This is a genomic window from Actinosynnema sp. NPDC059335, assembly GCF_042752395.1.
GTDB lineage: Bacteria > Actinomycetota > Actinomycetes > Mycobacteriales > Pseudonocardiaceae > Actinosynnema.
In genome coordinates this window covers 1-17137 of sequence record NZ_JBHYXZ010000169.1, presented here as the reverse complement: position 1 = coordinate 17137, position 17137 = coordinate 1, and the positions used below count along the sequence as shown (strand labels likewise).

14 protein-coding genes are annotated in these 17137 nt (G+C 75.2%); 8 read left to right on the top strand and 6 right to left on the bottom strand.

The features are described 5' to 3' along the window. Nucleotides 1-94: 94 nt before the first annotated feature. Nucleotides 95-913: a siderophore-interacting protein gene (locus ACFXGA_RS34210; RefSeq protein WP_378095246.1), complete on the top strand. Its 819-nt coding sequence runs from the start codon at nucleotides 95-97 to the stop codon at nucleotides 911-913. Between the two features lie 16 nt (nucleotides 914-929). On the opposite strand, the gene ACFXGA_RS34205 is transcribed toward ACFXGA_RS34210, so the two are convergent. Next, on the bottom strand, nucleotides 930-1952 hold the full coding sequence (locus tag ACFXGA_RS34205; RefSeq protein WP_378095244.1) for an aldo/keto reductase: 1023 nt from the start codon (nucleotides 1950-1952) through the stop codon (nucleotides 930-932). 111 nt (nucleotides 1953-2063) lie between these two features. Here ACFXGA_RS34205 and ACFXGA_RS34200 point away from each other — a divergent pair, with 111 nt between their 5' ends. Further along, nucleotides 2064-2651, top strand: a complete 588-nt coding sequence (locus tag ACFXGA_RS34200) for a TetR/AcrR family transcriptional regulator (RefSeq protein WP_378095242.1) — start codon at nucleotides 2064-2066, stop codon at nucleotides 2649-2651. Nucleotides 2652-2807: 156 nt separating this feature from the next. On the opposite strand, the gene ACFXGA_RS34195 is transcribed toward ACFXGA_RS34200, so the two are convergent. After that, complete coding sequence (locus ACFXGA_RS34195; RefSeq protein WP_378095240.1) at nucleotides 2808-3425, bottom strand: TetR/AcrR family transcriptional regulator; 618 nt, start codon at nucleotides 3423-3425, stop codon at nucleotides 2808-2810. Between the two features lie 88 nt (nucleotides 3426-3513). Here ACFXGA_RS34195 and ACFXGA_RS34190 point away from each other — a divergent pair, with 88 nt between their 5' ends. Next, nucleotides 3514-4443, top strand: coding sequence for an NAD(P)-dependent alcohol dehydrogenase (locus ACFXGA_RS34190; RefSeq protein WP_378095238.1), 930 nt, complete (start codon nucleotides 3514-3516; stop codon nucleotides 4441-4443). Here ACFXGA_RS34190 and ACFXGA_RS34185 read toward each other — a convergent pair. Then, nucleotides 4427-5593, bottom strand: a complete 1167-nt coding sequence (locus ACFXGA_RS34185) for an acyl-CoA dehydrogenase family protein (protein WP_378095236.1) — start codon at nucleotides 5591-5593, stop codon at nucleotides 4427-4429. The genes ACFXGA_RS34190 and ACFXGA_RS34185 overlap by 17 nt on opposite strands. Before the next feature lie 107 nt (nucleotides 5594-5700). Further along, nucleotides 5701-6261, bottom strand: coding sequence for an RDD family protein (locus tag ACFXGA_RS34180; protein WP_378095234.1), 561 nt, complete (start codon nucleotides 6259-6261; stop codon nucleotides 5701-5703). Between the two features lie 99 nt (nucleotides 6262-6360). Here ACFXGA_RS34180 and ACFXGA_RS34175 point away from each other — a divergent pair, with 99 nt between their 5' ends. The 3 genes from ACFXGA_RS34175 (at nucleotide 6361) to ACFXGA_RS34165 (ending at nucleotide 9976) form a co-directional block, all read left to right on the top strand. Further along, nucleotides 6361-7314 carry a helix-turn-helix transcriptional regulator gene (locus tag ACFXGA_RS34175; protein ID WP_378095232.1) on the top strand — a complete coding sequence of 318 codons (954 nt, stop codon included), beginning with the start codon at nucleotides 6361-6363 and terminating at the stop codon, nucleotides 7312-7314. Between the two features lie 144 nt (nucleotides 7315-7458). Continuing rightward, nucleotides 7459-8841, top strand: a complete 1383-nt coding sequence (locus tag ACFXGA_RS34170; RefSeq protein ID WP_378095230.1) for an FAD-binding oxidoreductase — start codon at nucleotides 7459-7461, stop codon at nucleotides 8839-8841. A gap of 385 nt (nucleotides 8842-9226) precedes the next feature. Beyond that, on the top strand, nucleotides 9227-9976 hold the full coding sequence (locus ACFXGA_RS34165) for a glycoside hydrolase (protein ID WP_378095228.1): 750 nt from the start codon (nucleotides 9227-9229) through the stop codon (nucleotides 9974-9976). Between the two features lie 88 nt (nucleotides 9977-10064). Here ACFXGA_RS34165 and ACFXGA_RS34160 read toward each other — a convergent pair whose 3' ends face one another. Both ACFXGA_RS34160 and ACFXGA_RS34155 read right to left on the bottom strand, forming a co-directional pair. Next, nucleotides 10065-10403, bottom strand: coding sequence for a hypothetical protein (locus ACFXGA_RS34160; protein WP_378095226.1), 339 nt, complete (start codon nucleotides 10401-10403; stop codon nucleotides 10065-10067). A 121-nt stretch (nucleotides 10404-10524) separates the two neighbouring features. Continuing rightward, nucleotides 10525-11505 (bottom strand): LacI family DNA-binding transcriptional regulator, encoded by a 981-nt coding sequence (locus ACFXGA_RS34155; RefSeq protein WP_378095224.1) that lies wholly within the window; start codon nucleotides 11503-11505, stop codon nucleotides 10525-10527. Nucleotides 11506-11695: 190 nt separating this feature from the next. Between ACFXGA_RS34155 and ACFXGA_RS34150 the strand changes: the two genes are divergently transcribed. Beyond that, nucleotides 11696-13615, top strand: coding sequence for a discoidin domain-containing protein (locus ACFXGA_RS34150; RefSeq protein WP_378095222.1), 1920 nt, complete (start codon nucleotides 11696-11698; stop codon nucleotides 13613-13615). A gap of 198 nt (nucleotides 13616-13813) precedes the next feature. Beyond that, nucleotides 13814-17050: a S8 family serine peptidase gene (locus tag ACFXGA_RS34145; protein WP_378095220.1), complete on the top strand. Its 3237-nt coding sequence runs from the start codon at nucleotides 13814-13816 to the stop codon at nucleotides 17048-17050. The last annotated feature ends 87 nt before the right edge of the window (nucleotides 17051-17137 follow it).

Below are 17137 nucleotides of genomic sequence, written 5' to 3'. Positions count from 1 at the left end.
GTGGGACGTCACGTCCCACCGCCCGGTCCGCCGCGACCGGCGGCACGTACGGTGAAGGGCGTTGCGCCGTTGGAATCACCGAGGAGTAGGCGACATGGCTGAACGATCCCGTGGGCGGAGCGGACGAGTGGTGCGCACCGAGCGGATCGCGCCGGGGATGATCCGCGTCGTCCTCGGCGGCGAAGGGCTCGCCGACTTCGCCGTCGGCCCCTACACCGACAGCTACGTCAAGCTCGCGTTCCCGCTGGAGGACGTGCTCTACCCGGAGCCGTTCGACCTCGGCGTGATCCGGGCGACCCTGCCGCGGGACCGGTGGCCCCGGATCCGCACGTACACCGTCCGCCGCTGGGACGCCGAGGCCGGCGAGCTGTGGCTGGACTTCGTGGTGCACGGCGACGCCGGGGTGGCCGGGCCGTGGGCGGCCAAGGCCCAGCCGGGCGACGTGCTGCACTTCGCCGGCCCCGGCGGCGGGTACGCGCCCGACCCCGACGTCGCCTGGCACCTGATGGCCGGTGACGAGAGCGCGTGGCCCGCCATCGCGGCGGCGCTGGAGGCGTTGCCCGCGGGCGCGCGGGCACTGGTGTTCGCCGAGGTCGACGGGACGGAGGACGAGCAGGAGGTGCGGACCGCCGGTCGGGTGGACCTGCGGTGGCTGCACCGCCGCGGCGGGCCGCGCGGCCGGCTGGTCGTGGACGCGGTCCGGGCGGCGGAGTTCCCCGGGGGCGTGGTCCAGGTGTTCGTCCACGGCGAGGCGACGATGGTCAAGGACCTGCGCGGGCACCTGCGACTCGACCGGGGCGTGCCGCGCGAGCAGATGTCGATCTCCGGCTACTGGCGGCTCGGCTCCGACGAGGACGGCTGGCAGTCGACCAAGCGCGAGTGGAACCGCCGGGTCGAGCAGGAGCAGGGCTGACCCGGGCGGCCCCGCCTCAGGCGGCGGACCGCTCGTCGGCCGCGCGGCGGCGCAGGGCCGGCCGCAGGACCGCCGGCGGGTTGTAGGCCATGTCGAGCGCGCCCACGTCGGTGCCGGGCGGCACGATCGCGTCGATCCGGTCCAGCACGTCGTCGTCCAGCGCGATCCCGGCGCCGGCCAGGAGGTCGTCGAGCTGCTGCTCCGTGCGGGGGCCGAGGATCGCGGACGTGACGCCCGGGTGGGCGATCGCGAAGGCCATCGCCAGGTGCGTCAACGACATCCCGGCGTCCCGGGCGACGGGGATCAGCCGCTCGACCGCGTCGAGCCGGCGCTCGTCGCTCATGTGCCGGAAGGCGGCCCGGCGGCTGTCGGTCGCCTGTCCCTTGCGGTAGCGGCCGGTGAGCAGGCCCTGCGCGAGCGGGCTCCACACCATCGCGCCCATGCCGTAGCGCTCGCACACGGGCAGCACCTCGCGCTCGATGCCCCGGTCGAGGATCGAGTACGGCGGCTGCTCGACGCGGAGCCGGTGCAGGCCGCGCCGTTCGGCGACCCAGTGCGCCTCCACGAGGTCCGACGCCGGGAAGGTGGACGAGCCGAAGGCGCGGACCTTGCCCGCGCGCACCAGGTCCGTGAGCACCGAGAGCGTTTCCTCCACGTCCGTGTCCGGCGCGGGGCGGTGCACCAGGAACAGGTCGACGTGGTCGGTGCCCAGGCGGCGCAGGGAGTCCTCCAGCGCACGGACCAGCCAGCGCCGGGAGTTGCCCTGCCGGTTCGGGTCCTCGCCCATCGGCAGGTGGGCCTTGGTGGTGAGCACGACGTCGTCCCGGCGGCCCTTGAGGGCCTTGCCGACGATCTCCTCCGACTCGCCGTGCGAGTAGAAGTCGGCGGTGTCGACGAAGTTGACGCCCGCGTCGAGCGCCTTGTGGATGATGCGGGCGGCGTCGTCGTGGTCGGGGTTGCCGACGGGGCCGAACATCATCGCCCCCAGGCAGTACGGGCTGACCTTGATCCCGGTGCGGCCCAGCGTGCGGTACTTCATGGCGCTCCTCGTGCGGTGGTCGGTGCGGGTGCGGCTACCCTGAACGAAGCGGAACGGTGTTCCGACTACGACGATACGGAACGATGTTCCACTTAGCCAGGGAGGGCTGGTGTGACCGAGGGCACCCCGGAGCCGGGCAAGCGCGTGCGCGCCGACGCGCGGCGGAACATCGACGCGCTGCTGTCCGCCGCGGCGGAGGTCTTCCGGACCTCGGGCGTGGACGCGCCGGTGCGGCAGATCACCGCCAGGGCGGGCGTGGGCGCGGGCACGCTCTACCGCCACTTCCCGCAGCGCTCGGACCTCATCGCCGCGGTCTTCCGGCACGAGGTGGACGCGTGCGCCGACGCCGCGCCCGACCTCGCCGCGCGGCACGAGCCGGTCGAGGCGCTCGCCCGGTGGCTGCGGCGCTTCGCCGGCTTCATCGGGACCAAGCGCGGGCTGAGCGCCGCGCTGCACTCGGGCGACCCGGCCTACGACACCCTGCCCGGCTACTTCGACCAGCGGTTCGTGCCCGTGCTCGGCGCGCTGCTCGACGCCGCCGCGGCGGCGGGCGGGATCCGCTCCGACGTGGACCCCCGGGACCTGCTGCGCGCCACGGCCAACCTGACCCTGGCCTCCGACGAGTTCGAGGGGCACACCGAGCGGATGATCGCGCTGCTGGTCGACGGACTGCGCTACGGCGCGCCGAAATCGCGCTGACCGGGGCCGCCCGGGATCGCGCTTGCCCGACTTCGCGCCGCCGTTCGCGCCGCGCCGGGTCGCGCCGGTCGGGTCCGGCCCGGGATCGCGCTTGCCCGGGGTTCGCGCCGCCGGTCCGTGAGAGTTCGCGCCGGCCCGACATCGCGCTGACCGGGTCTAGCCGAGCGCCTCGCGCAGGGCGAGGCGGACCGGCGGCGGCAGGGGGTCGCCGGCCCGGAACGCCTGGAGGAAGTAGGCGACCATGCGGCGCGAGGCGGCCGCGGTCGCGTCCGTCGAGCCGGTGACCAGGCCGTTGTTGGCCATCAGGACGAGCACCAGGTCGTCGGTGGTGAAGTCCGGCCGCAGCGCGCCCGCAGCCTGGGCGCGGGCCACCAGCCCGGCGAACACCTCCTCGGCCTCCGCCCGCTTGCGCTCCACCGGCACCGCGTCGGGGAACGCGCGCAGGAACGCGGCGCTGAACCCGCGGTCGCGGGCCTGCATCTCGCACAGCTCCCGGACCACCCGGCAGAAGCCGCGCCACGGGTCCGGGTCCTCGGACGCCTCGTGCACCACCGCCGTGCACGCCGCCAACTGGTCGGCGAACACCTCCGTCACCAACGACGCCTTGGTGGGGAACCGGCGGTACAGCGTCGCCACGCCGACCCCGGCGCGGCGGGCGATCTCGGTCATCGACGCGTCCAGCCCCACCGCGGCGAACGTCTCCCGCGCGGACGCGAGGATGCGGTCCCGGTTCTGCCGCGCGTCCACGCGCAACCGAGTCGTCTCACCGGCCACGCCTCTCACTTTAGCGCAAGCGGAAGGCACCCTCCGGTTGTCGTGTTAGCGTCGAAGTGGAGGGTGTCTTCCACTTGTGAGGTGAGGGATGCGCGCAGCGCTGTTCGACCGGTACGGCCCGCCGGACGTCCTGTACGAGGGCGAGGTGCCCGAACCCGTGCCCCGACCGGGGGAGGTGGTGGTGCGGGTGCACGCGGTCAGCGTCAACGGCGGCGAGGTCCTCGGTCGGTCCGGGCGGCTGAAGCTCCTGCTCGGACCGAAGTTCCCCAAGCGCGTGGGGATCGACTTCGCGGGCGAGGTCGTGTCGGGGCCCGGCTACGAGCCCGGCGCGCACGTGTGGGGCGGGCTGCCGCGCGGGCGGTTCGGGAGCGCGGCCGAGTACCTCGCGCTGAGCCCGCGCCAACTCGCGCCCAGTCCCGCCGGGCTGGACCTCGTCCGGGCGGCGGCGCTGCCCGGCGTCGGCACGACCGCCATCACCGCCCTGCGCGACCGGGCCCGCCTGCGCCCGGGCGAACGGCTGCTCGTGCGCGGCGCGAGCGGGGGAGTGGGCAGCGTCGCCGTGCAGCTCGGCAAGGCGTACGGCGCGCACGTCACCGCGTTGGCGGGCAAGCGGAACCTCGACTTCGTCCGGGAGGAGCTGGGCGCGGACGAGGCGGTCGACTACCGCACGGACCCCGCCGACCTCGGCCGGTTCGACGTCGTCCTGGACACCCACGGCAGCGCGCTGCCCGCGTACCGCCGCCTGCTCGGCCCCGGCGGCCGGATGGTCGGCATCGCGTTCCGCTCGGCCGGGGACGTCGGCTACCTCCTCGCGTCGGCCGTGTTCGGGTCGCGCCGGGTGCGGTTCTTCAGCGGCAACCCCGAGACCGAGCTGTTCGCGGACCTCACCGCGCTGGTCGAGCGGGGCGCGATCCGGCCGGTGGTCGACACCGTGCACCCGCTGTCGGCGATCGCCGACGCGCACCGCGCGCTGGAGGCCGGCGGCGTGCGCGGCAAGCACGTCATCCGGGTCCGGTGACCGGTCGGACGAGCGGGCTGATCGTGTTCTCCGCCCCGACCAGGGCCGAGCCGCACAGCTCCAGGTTGACCCGGGGGATCAGCATCCCGTGCCGGGCGGCCACGTTCGCGTCGCGCCAGACGCGCTGCAAGGGGCTCGCGTCGGCGAACCCGGCCGAACCGTGGGCGTACATCAGCGCTTCCAGCGCCCGCGTGACGTGGCGGGTGGCGACCGAGGCGTCGGCCCGGCAGCGGGCGCGCAGCAGCTCGTCCGGGTAGGTCGTCCCGGCGGCGTGCCGGTCGAGGGCGTCGGCGGCGCGGTACGCGTGCAGCCCGGCCCCGTCCACGGCGGCGGCCGCCTCGGCGACCTGGAGCCGGAAGGCGGCCGAGTCGCGCTGCCGGTCGAAGCCCGTGTACGCGATGCGCTTGGTGGCCGCGGCGTCGAGGACGTGCGCCAGCGCCGCGCGACCCAGCCCGAGCAGCGGGCCGGCGAGCATCACCACCAGCGACGGCACGAACGCGGCGCCGAAGGCGGTCGCGGTGGCGGGCGTGACGTTGGCGCCCGCCACCAGCCGCTCGATCCGCAGCACCCGGTGGTCGGGCACGAACGCGCCGTCCACCACGAACCGGTTGCTGCCGGTCGACCTCATGCCGGCCACGTGCCACTCGTCCACGACGTCGAAGTCCTCGCGCGGCACGAGCAGCCACGCCAGGCCGTCCTCCAGCACGGCGGCCGCCAGGCCCCAGGACGCGTGCCCGATGCCGGAGGCGTAGGTGTAGGCCCCGCCGAGCCGGTAGCCGCCCGGCACGCGCTCGGCCGTGCCGCTCGGCATCAGCGTGCCGCTGATCAAGGCGTCCGGGTCCGCGCCCCACACGTCGTCCTGCGCCCGGTCCGGGAACAGGGAGACGATCCAGCTCCCGCCGTTCCACAGCGCCGTGCACCAGCCCGCGCCGCCGTCGAGCGCGGCGACCGCCGAGGAGACGTCGAGGTGGGTGCGGATCGACGCCTCGCCGCCGCCGTGCCGGGCGGGCCGGGCGACGCGGAACACGCCCGCCTCCCGCATCGCCGCCACCGTGTCGTCGGCGAGCCGGCGGTCCTCGTCGGCCCGCGCGGCGGCGGCGGTCAACCGCGGCGCGAGGTCCGCGACGGCGGTCAGGACGTCGGGAACCATCGCTCAACCCCCTGGTGGTCGGCCACGGCGACGATCGTCCCACCGGGGACCGCCGGTCCGGACCGGCCAGTCGCGTCGCCCCACCCCGCCGAACGGGGCGCGCCGCGTCAGGTGAGCCGGCGCAGGCCCGCGGCGTGGAGCCGGGCGGTGGCGCGGTGGTCGACGCTGGTGCGCGCCGGCGACCCGAGCGGCGAGCCGGCGGCGAGGGAGCCGATCACGACGCCGAGGAGCAGCAACGGCAACAGCGTGGTCCGGACCGTCATCGCCCACGGTCCCTTCGCGCCGATCCGGCCCCCGTCGGCGATCCGGACGAGCCGGGTGCCGGTGAGCACGCCGCCGAGCGCGCGGCCGTTGCGGTAGCACAGGCCGTACAGCAGCGGGACCGCGATCAGGACGGCGAGGGCCAGCAGCGTGAGCGTCGAGCTGTCGAAGGCGCCGCGGCCGTACGGCACGCCGAGGGCGACCAGGCCGACGCCCGTGGCGAGCGCGAACACCGCGAAGTCCGCCAACCACGCCAGGAACCGCCGCGCCTCGCCCGCCCGGACGTGGAGACCGCCGTCGGGGAACGCCTGCACGCGGGCGGCCGCCCGCGCGCCGAGCACGGCTTCCGCCTCGGTCCGGGCGAGGTCGAGCCGGGTGGGTCGCCGGTCGACTCCGGGCACGGTCATCGCACTCCTCCAGGGCGTCGGCGGCTCGGCCGTATTCTGCCTGACGGCGAATGGGTTCCCCGTGCGGGCCGCTGCCGCCGGCCGCCCTACCCTGCCGGGGTGCCGACCGAACTCAGCCCGACCGCGCGAGCTCTGCGCGCCCTGGACATCCTCCAGGCGCGCCCCGGCGTGACGGCGGGCGAACTCGCCGCCGGGCTGGGCGTGACCGAACGGGCCGCGCGGCGGTACGTCGGCATCCTGCGCGAGGCGGGCGTCCCCGTGGAGTCGACCCGCGGCCCCTACGGCGGGTACCGGCTCGGGCGCGGCACCCGGTTGCCGCCGGTGGTGTTCACCGAGGCGGAGGCGCTGGGGCTGGTCATGGCGGTGCTCGACGGGCAGGCGTCCGGCGGTGACGACCTGGTCGGCGACGCGCTGGGCAAGGTCATCCGGGCGCTGCCCGAGCACGTGGGCAGGCAGGCGGCGGTGCTGCGGGCGCACGCGTCGGCCGCGCCCGACCGGCGCGCGGCCCGCCCGGACCCCGCCACCACCAGCGCGCTCGTCGCCGCCGTGGCCGCCCGGCACCGGGTGGTCGTCACCTACCGCGGCGACTCCGGCGTCGAGTGGGAGTCCGAAGTGGACCCGTGGGCGGTCGTCGTCCGGCACGGCCGCTGGTATTTGCTGTGCCACTCGCACCGCTCCGCCGCGGTCCGCACCTACCGGGTCGACCGCGTGCGCGCGGTGCGGCGGACCGAGCGCCGGTTCGTGCCGCCCGACGGGCTCGACCCGGTGGCGGCGGTGGAGGAGCACCTGGGGACGGGCTGGGACTTCCCGACCCGCGTCGTGTTCGACGCGCCCGCGGACCGGGTCGCGCCGTGGATCCGGCCGCCGATGGGCAGGCTCACCGCCCAGGGCGACCGGTGCGTGCTCGTGGGCAGCACCAACAACCCGGCCATGTACGCGCAGGAGTGGCTGGCGACCGTGCCGTTCGGCTTCCGCGTCGAGGGCGGGCCGGAGCTGCGGGCCGCCGTGGCGGCGGTCGCCTCGCGCCTGGCGGCCGCGGTGGCGCGGGGTTGAGTTCGCCGACGCCGGGGGCGAGTGCGCCGGTTGGGCGACGTCGGGCCGTGGTGGTGGCGGTGGTGCGGGCGGTTCGGGCGACGCCAACCCGTTCGGCGGAGTGGCGGATCGCCCGGCGGGGGCACCATGGGGCAGGGGGCACTCATGGAATTCGGCCGCAGGACTTTCCTCCAGGCCACCGGTCTGCTGGCGCTGGGGACGTGGGAACGCGATTGGGACCGGCTGCGCCGGTCGCTCACCGGCAGGCTCGTCCTGCCCGAGGACGACGACTACGACAGCCTGCGCCGGCCGTTCAACACGGTGTACGCGCACCGCAGGCCGGCTGCGGTCGCGCTGTGCGCCGACGAGTCCGACGTCGCGCGCTGCCTGGAGTTCGCCGCCCGGGAGCGGATACCCGTCGCGGCGCGCAGCGGCGGGCACAGCTACGCCGCCTACTCCGTGCCCGAGGGCGGGCTCGTCGTCGACCTGTCGGCGTTGCGCTCGGTCCGGGTCCTGCCGGACGGCCGGGCGGTGGTCGGCGCGGGCGTCCGGCTGCTCGACCTGTACGACGCGCTGGCGCGGCAGGGGCGGCTGCTGCCCGCCGGGTCGTGCCCGACCGTCGGCATCGGCGGTCTCGCGCTGGGCGGCGGGATCGGTGTGACCGGCCGCAAGTACGGCCTCACGTGCGACCGCCTGAGCGCCGCGCGGGTCGTCACGCCGGGCAGCCGGGTGCACCGGACCGACGCGCACGTCGAACCCGACCTGTTCTGGGCGTTGCGCGGCGGCGGTGGCGGGAACTTCGGCGTGGTCACGTCGTTCACGTTCGACACCGCGCCGGCCACCGACGTGACGGCGTTCGTCCTGACCTACCCCACCGGCTCGGCGACGGACGTGCTGGGCACGTGGCAGGAGTGGATGGTCGGCGCGCCGGACGGGCTGTGGACGGCCTGCACCCCGTCGGCGGGCAGCCCGCCGGGGGTGGTCGTCAGCGGGGCGTGGATCGGTCCGGACGACGAGCTGGAGCGGCTGCTGAAGAAGTTCACCGCACGGGTCGCGCCGAGCGGGAGCACCGTGCGGCGGATGGACTACGGCACCGCCATGCGGTACTTCGCCGGCTGCGAGACGACCTGCGAGCCGCCCGCCGGCCTGCCGTTCGTGGCGTCGTCGCGGATGCTGCTGCGCCCGGTGGACCCGGCGCGCGTGGTGGACCTGCTGGACGGGCGGCGGTTGGGCGTGGTGCTGTTCGACTCGTTCGGCGGCGCGATCGGCCGGGTGCCGCCGGACGCGACCCCGTTCCCGCACCGCGGCGCGATCGCGAGCGCGCAGGCGTTCGTCGACGTGGTGGGCGTGGGCGAGGCGGAGGCGCGCCGGCTGCTGGCCGACCTGCGCGACGGGATCGGCCAGGGGACCGGCTACGTGAACTACATCGACCCCGAGATGCCGGACTGGCCGACCGCCTACTACGGCCGCAACCTCCCGCGCCTGCGCCGCGTCGCCCGCCGCTACGACCCGGACCGGGTTCTGGCCTTCCCGCAAGGGCTCGCCTGACCGCCGGGTTCGGCGCCCGGCCCTGGCGGTGACGTGCCGGGCGGTGCCCTGGCGCGGGACCCGACCCGGCGGGCGACGTGCCGGCGGCCGCCGGTCGGCGGGACCCGGCGCGGGCGGTGACGCGCCCGGCGGCTTCCCGGGCGGGGAGCGGGACTCGACCGCGGCTCCTCACGTTTGCCCGGCGGTGCCCCGGACCGGGGGAGGGACGGCGGTGCGGCGCGATGGACCGGGGGAGGGACGGCGGTGCGGCGCGATGGACCGGGGGAGAGACCGCGGTGCGGCGCGGTCCCCCGACGCGAGCAATGCGGCGGACGGCGATCCGGTCTACTCTGGGAGCGCTCCCAAGATTCGCTCCCCGCCGTCGTGGACCGTCGAAAGGAGTTCCATGCGAGGCTCTCTCCGCAGCATCGTGCTGGCCGGGTTGCTGGCCGCCGGTGCCGTCGTCGCCGCCGGGCCCGCCGCCCAGGCCGACACGACGATCTGCGAGCAGTACGGGTCGACCACCATCCAGGGCCGTTACGTGGTCCAGAACAACAGGTGGGGCACCTCGGCCACGCAGTGCATCAACGTCACCTCGTCCGGCTTCCGGATCACCCAGCAGCAGGGCTCGGCGCCGACCAACGGCGCGCCGCTGTCGTACCCGTCGGTGTTCTTCGGCTGCCACTACTCGAACTGCTCGCCGGGCACCAACCTGCCGATGCAGGTCAGCCGGATCCGCAGCGCGTCGTCGTCGATCAACTACACCTACGTCGGCGGCACCTACAACGCCTCCTACGACATCTGGCTCGACCCGACCCCGAAGACGAACGGCGTCAACCAGATGGAGATCATGATCTGGTTCAACCGCCAGGGCTCGATCCAGCCGATCGGCAGCGCGGTCGGCAACGCCAACGTGGGCGGCCGGACGTGGCAGGTCTGGCGCGGCAGCAACGGCTCGAACAACGTGATCTCCTACGTCGCGCCGTCGCCGATCAACTCGTGGTCGTTCAACGTGATGGACTTCGTCAACGACGTCCGCAACCGCGGCGCGATCACCACGTCCTGGTACCTGACCAGCATCCAGGCCGGGTTCGAGCCGTGGAACGGCGGCGTTGGCCTGGCGGTCAACAGCTTCTCCGCCTCGGTCAGCGGCTGATCCCCGCCCCGGGCCGGTCCGCACCCGGACCGGCCCGGTTCGGTCCGGTGGAGGGCTCACGGCGTCGCCACCCGACCGGACCGCGCGGTCAGACGCCTTCCTGCTCCCCGATCGGTTCGGCGGTGGTGGAGAGGACGCCGACCAGGGTGTCGTCGTGGAAGTCGAGGCGCAACGGCTTCTCGTACCGCAGGATCCCGAGGATGTCGGACAACGCGCTCACGGGGTAGTGCAGCTCGATGCTGTTCGGCCCGCCCGTGTTGGCCGGCAGCGCCACGCCCTCCGCGAGGAAGCGGAGCCCGCCGACGTAGGAGTTCGCCGCGTAGCAGTTGACGAGCGCGCGGTACCCGCCCGCCCACGGCCCGACCCCGTCGGGCCCGCAGCGGTAGTAGACCAGGTAGGAATCGAAGCTCTTCTGGAACAGGGCCATGGCGTCTCCTCCTCCGGAGGGGCGACCCGGTCGGCCGCGGGCATCGAGCGTATCGGCGGGAACGCCGGCCCCGCGGCCGTGCTCGCGGGCACCGCACGCCGCCCTTCCGGGCACTCCCCGCTCACCCGCGCGCGACGGGTCCCGTCGACTCGCGCACCACGAGGGTCGTGGCCAGCTCGATGTGCAGCGCCTCGGGCCGCGGGCCGTCGAGCATGCGCAGGAGCTGGGTCACGGCGATGCGCCCCATCTCCCGCAACGGCTGCCGCACGGTCGTCAGCCGCGGGTGGGTCGCCTGGCTGAGGTCGATGTCGTCGAAGCCCGCGACCGACACGTCGTCGGGCACGCGCAGCCCGCGTTCCCGAGCCGCCCGCAGGGCTCCGACGGCCAGCTTGTCGTTGAAGCACGCGATCGCGGTCGGCCGGTGCGGGTGGTCGAGCAGCGCCGCGGCGGCCCGGTGGCCCGCCTCCGCGGTGGGTTCGACGTGCCACAGGTGGTGCGCCACCGGCAGCACGCCCGCCTCGGACAGCGCCGCGCGGTGGCCCGCCAGGCGCGCGTCGCCCGCCAGCCACTCCGCCGGGCCGGCGACGACGCCGATGTCGCGGTGGCCCAGCCCGACCAGGTGGCCGGTGAGCGCCCGCGCCCCGGCGAAGTGCGCGGCCGAGACGGCGGCCACGTCCGGCGGCGGCGGGGTGCGCGGGTCCACCACGACGAACGGCAGCCCGGTGCGCGAGAGCGCGACGAGCCGGTCGCCGTCCTCGGGCGGCAGGATCAGGATCGCGGCGTCGACGCCCGGCTCGTCGGGCAGGCGCGCGAGCGCGTCGGCCTGCTGGGACGACTCCCCGGCGTCGAGCAGCACGCGCACGCCGTGCAGCTTCAGCGTCTCGGCGATCGAGGAGACGAGCAGGCCGAAGTAGTCCGTGAGCACGTACGGGCAGCGCACGTAGACCGTGCGGGGCGCGTCGGGCTCCGGGTCGCGCAGCCTGCTCCGCTCGACCGCGCGCAGCACCAGATCCCGGGTGCGCGGCGCCACGTTGGCGTGGTCGTTGAGCACGCGGGACACGGTGGCGATCGAGACGCCCACCTCCGCGGCGATGTCACGCACGGTGACGCGCCGGCTATCCGGCATGGCGTCGCCGCAGGTGACGGGCTCGTGGCTGCACCGGATCACTATAGCCACCGGCCACGCTGGGGGTTGACGTCGGCGGGACGGCGCGTGTTTCATCCTGCAAGCTCGTGTTCCACCATGATTGATCGTCTGTTACATCCCTGCCGGTCCGACCCGAAGGACGACCATGAGCACGACTGTTCGCCGCGCCGCGGCGGTGGCCCTGGCGCTCGGCCTCGTCGCCGGCGGCGCGACGCAGGCCGCCGGCGGCCCCGACGTGCCGCGGGCGCGGGTCTGGGTGACGACCGCCGACCGCGCCGAGCTGCTGGCCGAACGGCCGCCCGTCGCGTTCGGCACGACGCCGTCCCCGCACCCGACGATCGTGGTCGACCCCGACCGGGCCTTCCAGACCGTGGACGGCTTCGGCGCGTCGATCACCGACTCGTCGGCCGCCGTGCTGAACGGCCTCGCGCCCGACGTCCGCGCGAAGACCCTGCGCGACCTGTTCGACCCCGTGCACGGCATCGGCGTGAGCTTCCTGCGCCAGCCGATCGGCTCGTCGGACTTCACCGCCGAGGCCGAGCACTACACCCACGACGACGTGCCGCCGGGGCGGACCGACTTCCCGTTGCGCCACTTCGACATCGACCACGACCGCCGGACGGTGCTGCCGCTGCTGCGCGAGGCCAAGCGGCTCAACCCGGCGCTGAAGGTCATGGCCACGCCGTGGAGCCCGCCCGCGTGGATGAAGACCACCGACTCGCTCGTCGGCGGCCGGCTCAAGGACGACCCCGCCGTCCACGACGCCTACGCCCGCTACCTGGTGAAGTTCGTCCAGGCGTACACCGCGGCCGGCGTGCCGATCGACTTCCTGTCCGTGCAGAACGAGCCGCAGAACCGCACGCCCGACGCCTACCCCGGCACGGACATGCCCGTCGCGCAGCAGCTCGCGGTGATCGAGGCACTCGGCCCGAAGCTGCGCCTGGCGAGCCCCCGCACGAAGATCCTCGCCTACGACCACAACTGGGCCACCCACCCGAACGACGTCGCCGCCACGCCGCCCGGCTCGTCGCCCGAGACGGACTACCCGTACCAGGTGCTGCGCGGCCGGGCCGCCCGCTGGGTCGCCGGCACCGCGTTCCACTGCTACTACGGCGATCCGAGCGCCCAGACCGCGCTGCGGGACGGCTTCCCCGCCAAGGGGATCTGGTTCACCGAGTGCTCCGGCTCGAAGGGCGCGCAGGACCCGCCCGCCAAGGTCTTCCGCGACACGCTCACCTGGCACGCCCGCAACGTCGTCATCGGCACGACCCGCAACTGGGCGCGCAGCGCGGTCAACTGGAACATCGCGCTGGACAGCGCCGGCGGACCGCACAACGGCGGCTGCGGCACGTGCACCGGGCTCGTCACGGCGCACCCGGACGGCTCGGTGACCACCGACGCCGAGTACTACACGATCGGCCACCTGGCCAAGTTCGTGAAGCCCGGCGCCCGGCGGATCGCCAGCACCTCCTTCGGCACCACGGGGTGGAACGGCCAGGTCATGGACGTCGCGTTCCGCAACCCCGACGGCTCGACGGCCCTGGTGGCGCACAACCAGAACGACGACCCGCGCACGTTCGCGGTGAACGTCGGCGACCGCACCTTCGAGTACACCCTGCCCGGCGGCGCGCTGGCCACCTTCACCTGGCCCGCCCACCGCGCGTTCGACGACCGGCACGACCCGGTGCCCCTCACCCGCGCCACCGCGACGGCGTCCCCGGCGGGCGAGGGCGCGGCGCTCGCCGTGGACGGCGACGCCTCGACCCGGTGGAGCAGCGGCCAGGGCCAGGCCCCCGGCCAGTACCTCCAGGTCGACCTCGGGGCCCGCGAGCACTTCCGCCGGGTCGCCGTGGACAGCGGCGGCCACCTCGGCGACCACGCCCGCGGCTGGCGGCTCTCCGCGAGCGACGACGGGACGACGTGGCGGACGCTCGCGTCCGGCACGGGCGTCGGCCAGTTGACGACGATCGACGTCCGCCGCACCGGCGCGCGGCACCTGCGGATCACCTCGACCGGCAGCTCCGGGAGCTGGTGGAGCATCGCGGACGTCCGCCTGTACGACTGATCGGCGGGATCGCCCCCGACGACCCGTGGTGCGTTCGGCTGGTCGCCCGGCCCGCCGAAGAGACGCTGACCCCGCCCGCGGGGGTGGCTAGCGTCGAGGTCGTCGGGGGCTTCGTCACTTACGGTCCACCGCCACCGCGGGTCTGCGGCGCCTCCCGACTGCGCGATCCCAGCGCACCACCGGATTCGGGAGGTACGTGTGTTCAGACCACGAAAGCGCGGTAGGGGACCGGCGGCCGTCGTGCTGGCCGTCGTCCTGGCCGCCGCGTCGGCCGCGGGCGTCGCCGACGCCGCGCCGGCGGCCGGGCGGCCGGCCGGCGAAGCCGCCTCACCGGCGCCACCGGCCCCACCCCGCACCGTCACGTTGATCACCGGCGACCGGGTCGTGGTGCGGGGCGAGGCGGTCGGCGCGTTCCAGCCGGGGCCCGGCCGCGACCGGATCACGTTCCACTCGACGTACCGGGACGGCCGCTTGCGGGTCGTCCCCGAGGACGCCGCGAAGGCCGTCGCCGCGGGGCGGCTCGACCCGCGGCTGTTCGACGTCACGGGCCTGGTCGAAGCCGGGTACGACGACTCCCGCACCGACCACGTGCCGCTGATCGTCACCGGCGCGCCGGCCGTCGGCCTGCGTTCGGCCCGGGCGCTGCCCGCGTCCGGCGCGGTGGCGGCGCAAGCGCCCAAGGCCGACGCCGGCGCGACGTTCCGCGCCCTGCTCGCCGACCCCGGCGTGACCAAGGTCTGGCTGGACGGGATGCTGCGGCCCAGCCTCGACCGGTCCACCGCCCAGATCGGCGCGCCCACCGCGTGGAAGTCCGGCCTGACCGGCAAGGGGATCAAGGTCGCGGTGCTCGACAGCGGCGTGGACGGCGACCACCCGGACCTGAGGGGCAAGGTGGTCGCCGAGCGCAACTTCACCGACGACCCCGACAGCGCCGACCTCGACGGGCACGGCACGCACGTCGCCGCGATCATCGCGAGCGGTGACCGCACCTACCGGGGCGTCGCCCCCGACGCCCGCATCCTCGACGGCAAGGTGTGCGTGAACGGCGGCTGCCCCGAGTCCTGGGTCATGGCGGGCATGCAGTGGGCCGTCGACCAGGGCGCGGACGTGGTCAACCTGAGCCTCGGCGGCTACGACTCGCCCGGCGTCGACCCGCTCGAAGAGGCGGTGAACCTGCTGTCGGAGAAGACCGGCACGCTGTTCGTCGTCGCGGCGGGCAACGGCGGCCGCTCGGAGTCCATCGACTCGCCCGGCAGCGCCGACGCCGCGCTGACCGTCGGCGCGGTCCGGCACGACGACGACCTCGCCCACTTCTCCAGCCGCGGTCCCCGCAACGGCGACGGCGCGGTCAAGCCGGACATCACCGCGCCCGGCCTGAACATCGTCGCCGCCAAGGCCGCCGGCGCCCGGATCGGCACCCCGGTCGGCCGGCGGCACCTCGCCCTGTCCGGCACGTCGATGGCCACCCCGCACGTCGCGGGCGCGGCCGCGCTGCTCGCCCAGCAGCACCCGGACTGGACCGGCGCGCAGCTCAAGGGCGCGCTCATGGCCTCCGCCAAGCCGAACCCGGCCCTGTCCGTGTTCGACCAGGGCGCGGGCCGGGTCGACCTGACGCGCGCGATCACGACCGCCGTCGGGGCCGCGCCGGTCAGCGTCACGTTCGAGGAGCAGCCCTGGCCGCACCACGACGACGCCCCGGTCACCAAGACCGTGACCTACCGCAACGGCGGGAAGGAGCCCGTCACCTTCGACCTCGCCGCCGAGCTGCGCGGGCCGGGCGGGCAGGCCGCGCCCGCCGGGCTGCTGACCGTCGACCCGGCGCGGGTCACCGTGCCCGCCGGCGGCACGGCCGACGTGGCCGTCACCGCGGACACCCGGGTCGGCTCGCTCGACGGCGTGTTCGCGGGCGTCCTGGTCGGCGGGCCGTCCCGGGTCCCGGTCAGCCTGGCCCGCGAGGTCGAGAGCTACGACGTGACGATCGACCACCTCGACGCCGACGGCAACCCGGCCCTGGACCACTCGACCGTGATCGTGGGCATGGACAACGACGTCTACCGCGACGTGTACGGGGTGGACGGCGCGGTCACCACGCGCCTGCCCAAGGGCGAGTACCTGACCCGCTCGTTCGTGCGCACGGGCTCGCGGGCCGCGGTGGTGCCCCGGCCGGCGATGACGGTCGACGCCGGGCACACCCGGTTCGAGGTGGACGCCCGGGTGGCCCGGCCGCTCCGCGTCACCGCGCCCGACCCCGCCGCGCTGCCGATGATCGGCGACATCAACGTGTCCCGGGTGTTCAACGGGCGGCGCGTCGTGCTCAACACCGCGTTCATCGGCGGCTTCGGCGACATGTCGGTCGGCCAGGCCGGGCCGCGGCTGACCGAGCAGGAGCTGAGCGCCTCGATCGGCGCGCAGTTCCAGGGCCCGCCGGTCGACGGCACGCCGACGCACTACCGGTTCCGCTGGGTCGAGCCGGGCGCGGTGCCCACCGGCTTCACCCGCGCGCCCGCCCGCGAGGAGCTGGCCGAGGTGCGCACCCGGTTCGCGCCCGGCCCGCCCGACCGCCAACACCTGCACAGCGGCAACGCCAACCCGCCGGACGGCTCGGGCGGCTGGTCGGTGCTGCTGCCGGTGCCCGCGGGCGGGTCGGTGGTCGACCTGATCACCCCCGACCGGCTCACCTGGAGCTGGGGCTACCAGCGGCTGTCGCCCCAGTACCGGACCGAGGCGGACTACTCGTCGTTCCACCGCACGTACCGGTTGGACGGCGACTACGCCGAGCGGTTCGCCTACCCGGTGCTCGGGCCCGGCCTGTCCGGGTACTCGGCCACCTACCTCGGCCTGTACGAGGACCGCCTGACGGCGCAGGTGCCGCTGATCAACGACCGCGACGACAACCTGGGCCGGGGCAGCTACGAGTCGGCGCGCACCGCGGTGTACCGGGACGGTCGGCTCGTCGGCCTGGCCCGCGACCAGTGGGCGGAGTTCAGCGTGCCGGCGGGCGAGGCCGACTACCGGGTGGAGCACGAGATCGTGCGCGACCCGGCGGCGGCCGAGCTGTCCACGCGGATCACCGGGGCGTGGACGTTCCGCACGGACGTGCTGCCCAAGGGCCAGGGCCGGCGGCTGCCGCTGTCGCTGGTGCGGTTCACGCCGGAGCTGGACGCGGCCGGGGCCACGCCCGCCGGGCTCGTGCTGAGCGTGCCGTTGACCGTGGAGCAGCAGGACGGCGCGGACAACGGCGAGGTGGGCCAGGTCCGGGTGGACGTGTCGTTCGACGACGGCCGGACGTGGAAGCGGGTGCCCGTCGCGGGTGGCGCGGCGCTGGTGCGCAACCCGGCCAAGGCGGGCTACGCCTCGCTGCGCGCCTCCGGTTCCGACAGCGACGGCAACACCTTCACGCACACCGTGATCCGCGCATACAAGATCACCGCGTGACCGGGCGCGGGGGGGGGGGGCGGGGCGCGGCCCGCCCCCGCGCCACCCCACCGCCCCCACCCCGCCCGACCGCCCCGGGCGCGGCGT

What these genes read in the sequence shown, in the direction of transcription:
- ACFXGA_RS34205 (WP_378095244.1), bottom strand. Translation starts at nt 1,952, where the DNA reads ATGAAGTACCGCACGCTGGGCCGCACCGGGATCAAGGTCAGCCCGTAC.
- ACFXGA_RS34165 (WP_378095228.1), top strand. Translation starts at nt 9,227, where the DNA reads ATGCGAGGCTCTCTCCGCAGCATCGTGCTGGCCGGGTTGCTGGCCGCC.
- ACFXGA_RS34210 (WP_378095246.1), top strand. Translation starts at nt 95, where the DNA reads ATGGCTGAACGATCCCGTGGGCGGAGCGGACGAGTGGTGCGCACCGAG.
- ACFXGA_RS34160 (WP_378095226.1), bottom strand. Translation starts at nt 10,403, where the DNA reads ATGGCCCTGTTCCAGAAGAGCTTCGATTCCTACCTGGTCTACTACCGC.
- ACFXGA_RS34150 (WP_378095222.1), top strand. Translation starts at nt 11,696, where the DNA reads ATGAGCACGACTGTTCGCCGCGCCGCGGCGGTGGCCCTGGCGCTCGGC.
- ACFXGA_RS34170 (WP_378095230.1), top strand. Translation starts at nt 7,459, where the DNA reads ATGGAATTCGGCCGCAGGACTTTCCTCCAGGCCACCGGTCTGCTGGCG.
- ACFXGA_RS34190 (WP_378095238.1), top strand. Translation starts at nt 3,514, where the DNA reads ATGCGCGCAGCGCTGTTCGACCGGTACGGCCCGCCGGACGTCCTGTAC.
- ACFXGA_RS34180 (WP_378095234.1), bottom strand. Translation starts at nt 6,261, where the DNA reads ATGACCGTGCCCGGAGTCGACCGGCGACCCACCCGGCTCGACCTCGCC.
- ACFXGA_RS34185 (WP_378095236.1), bottom strand. Translation starts at nt 5,593, where the DNA reads ATGGTTCCCGACGTCCTGACCGCCGTCGCGGACCTCGCGCCGCGGTTG.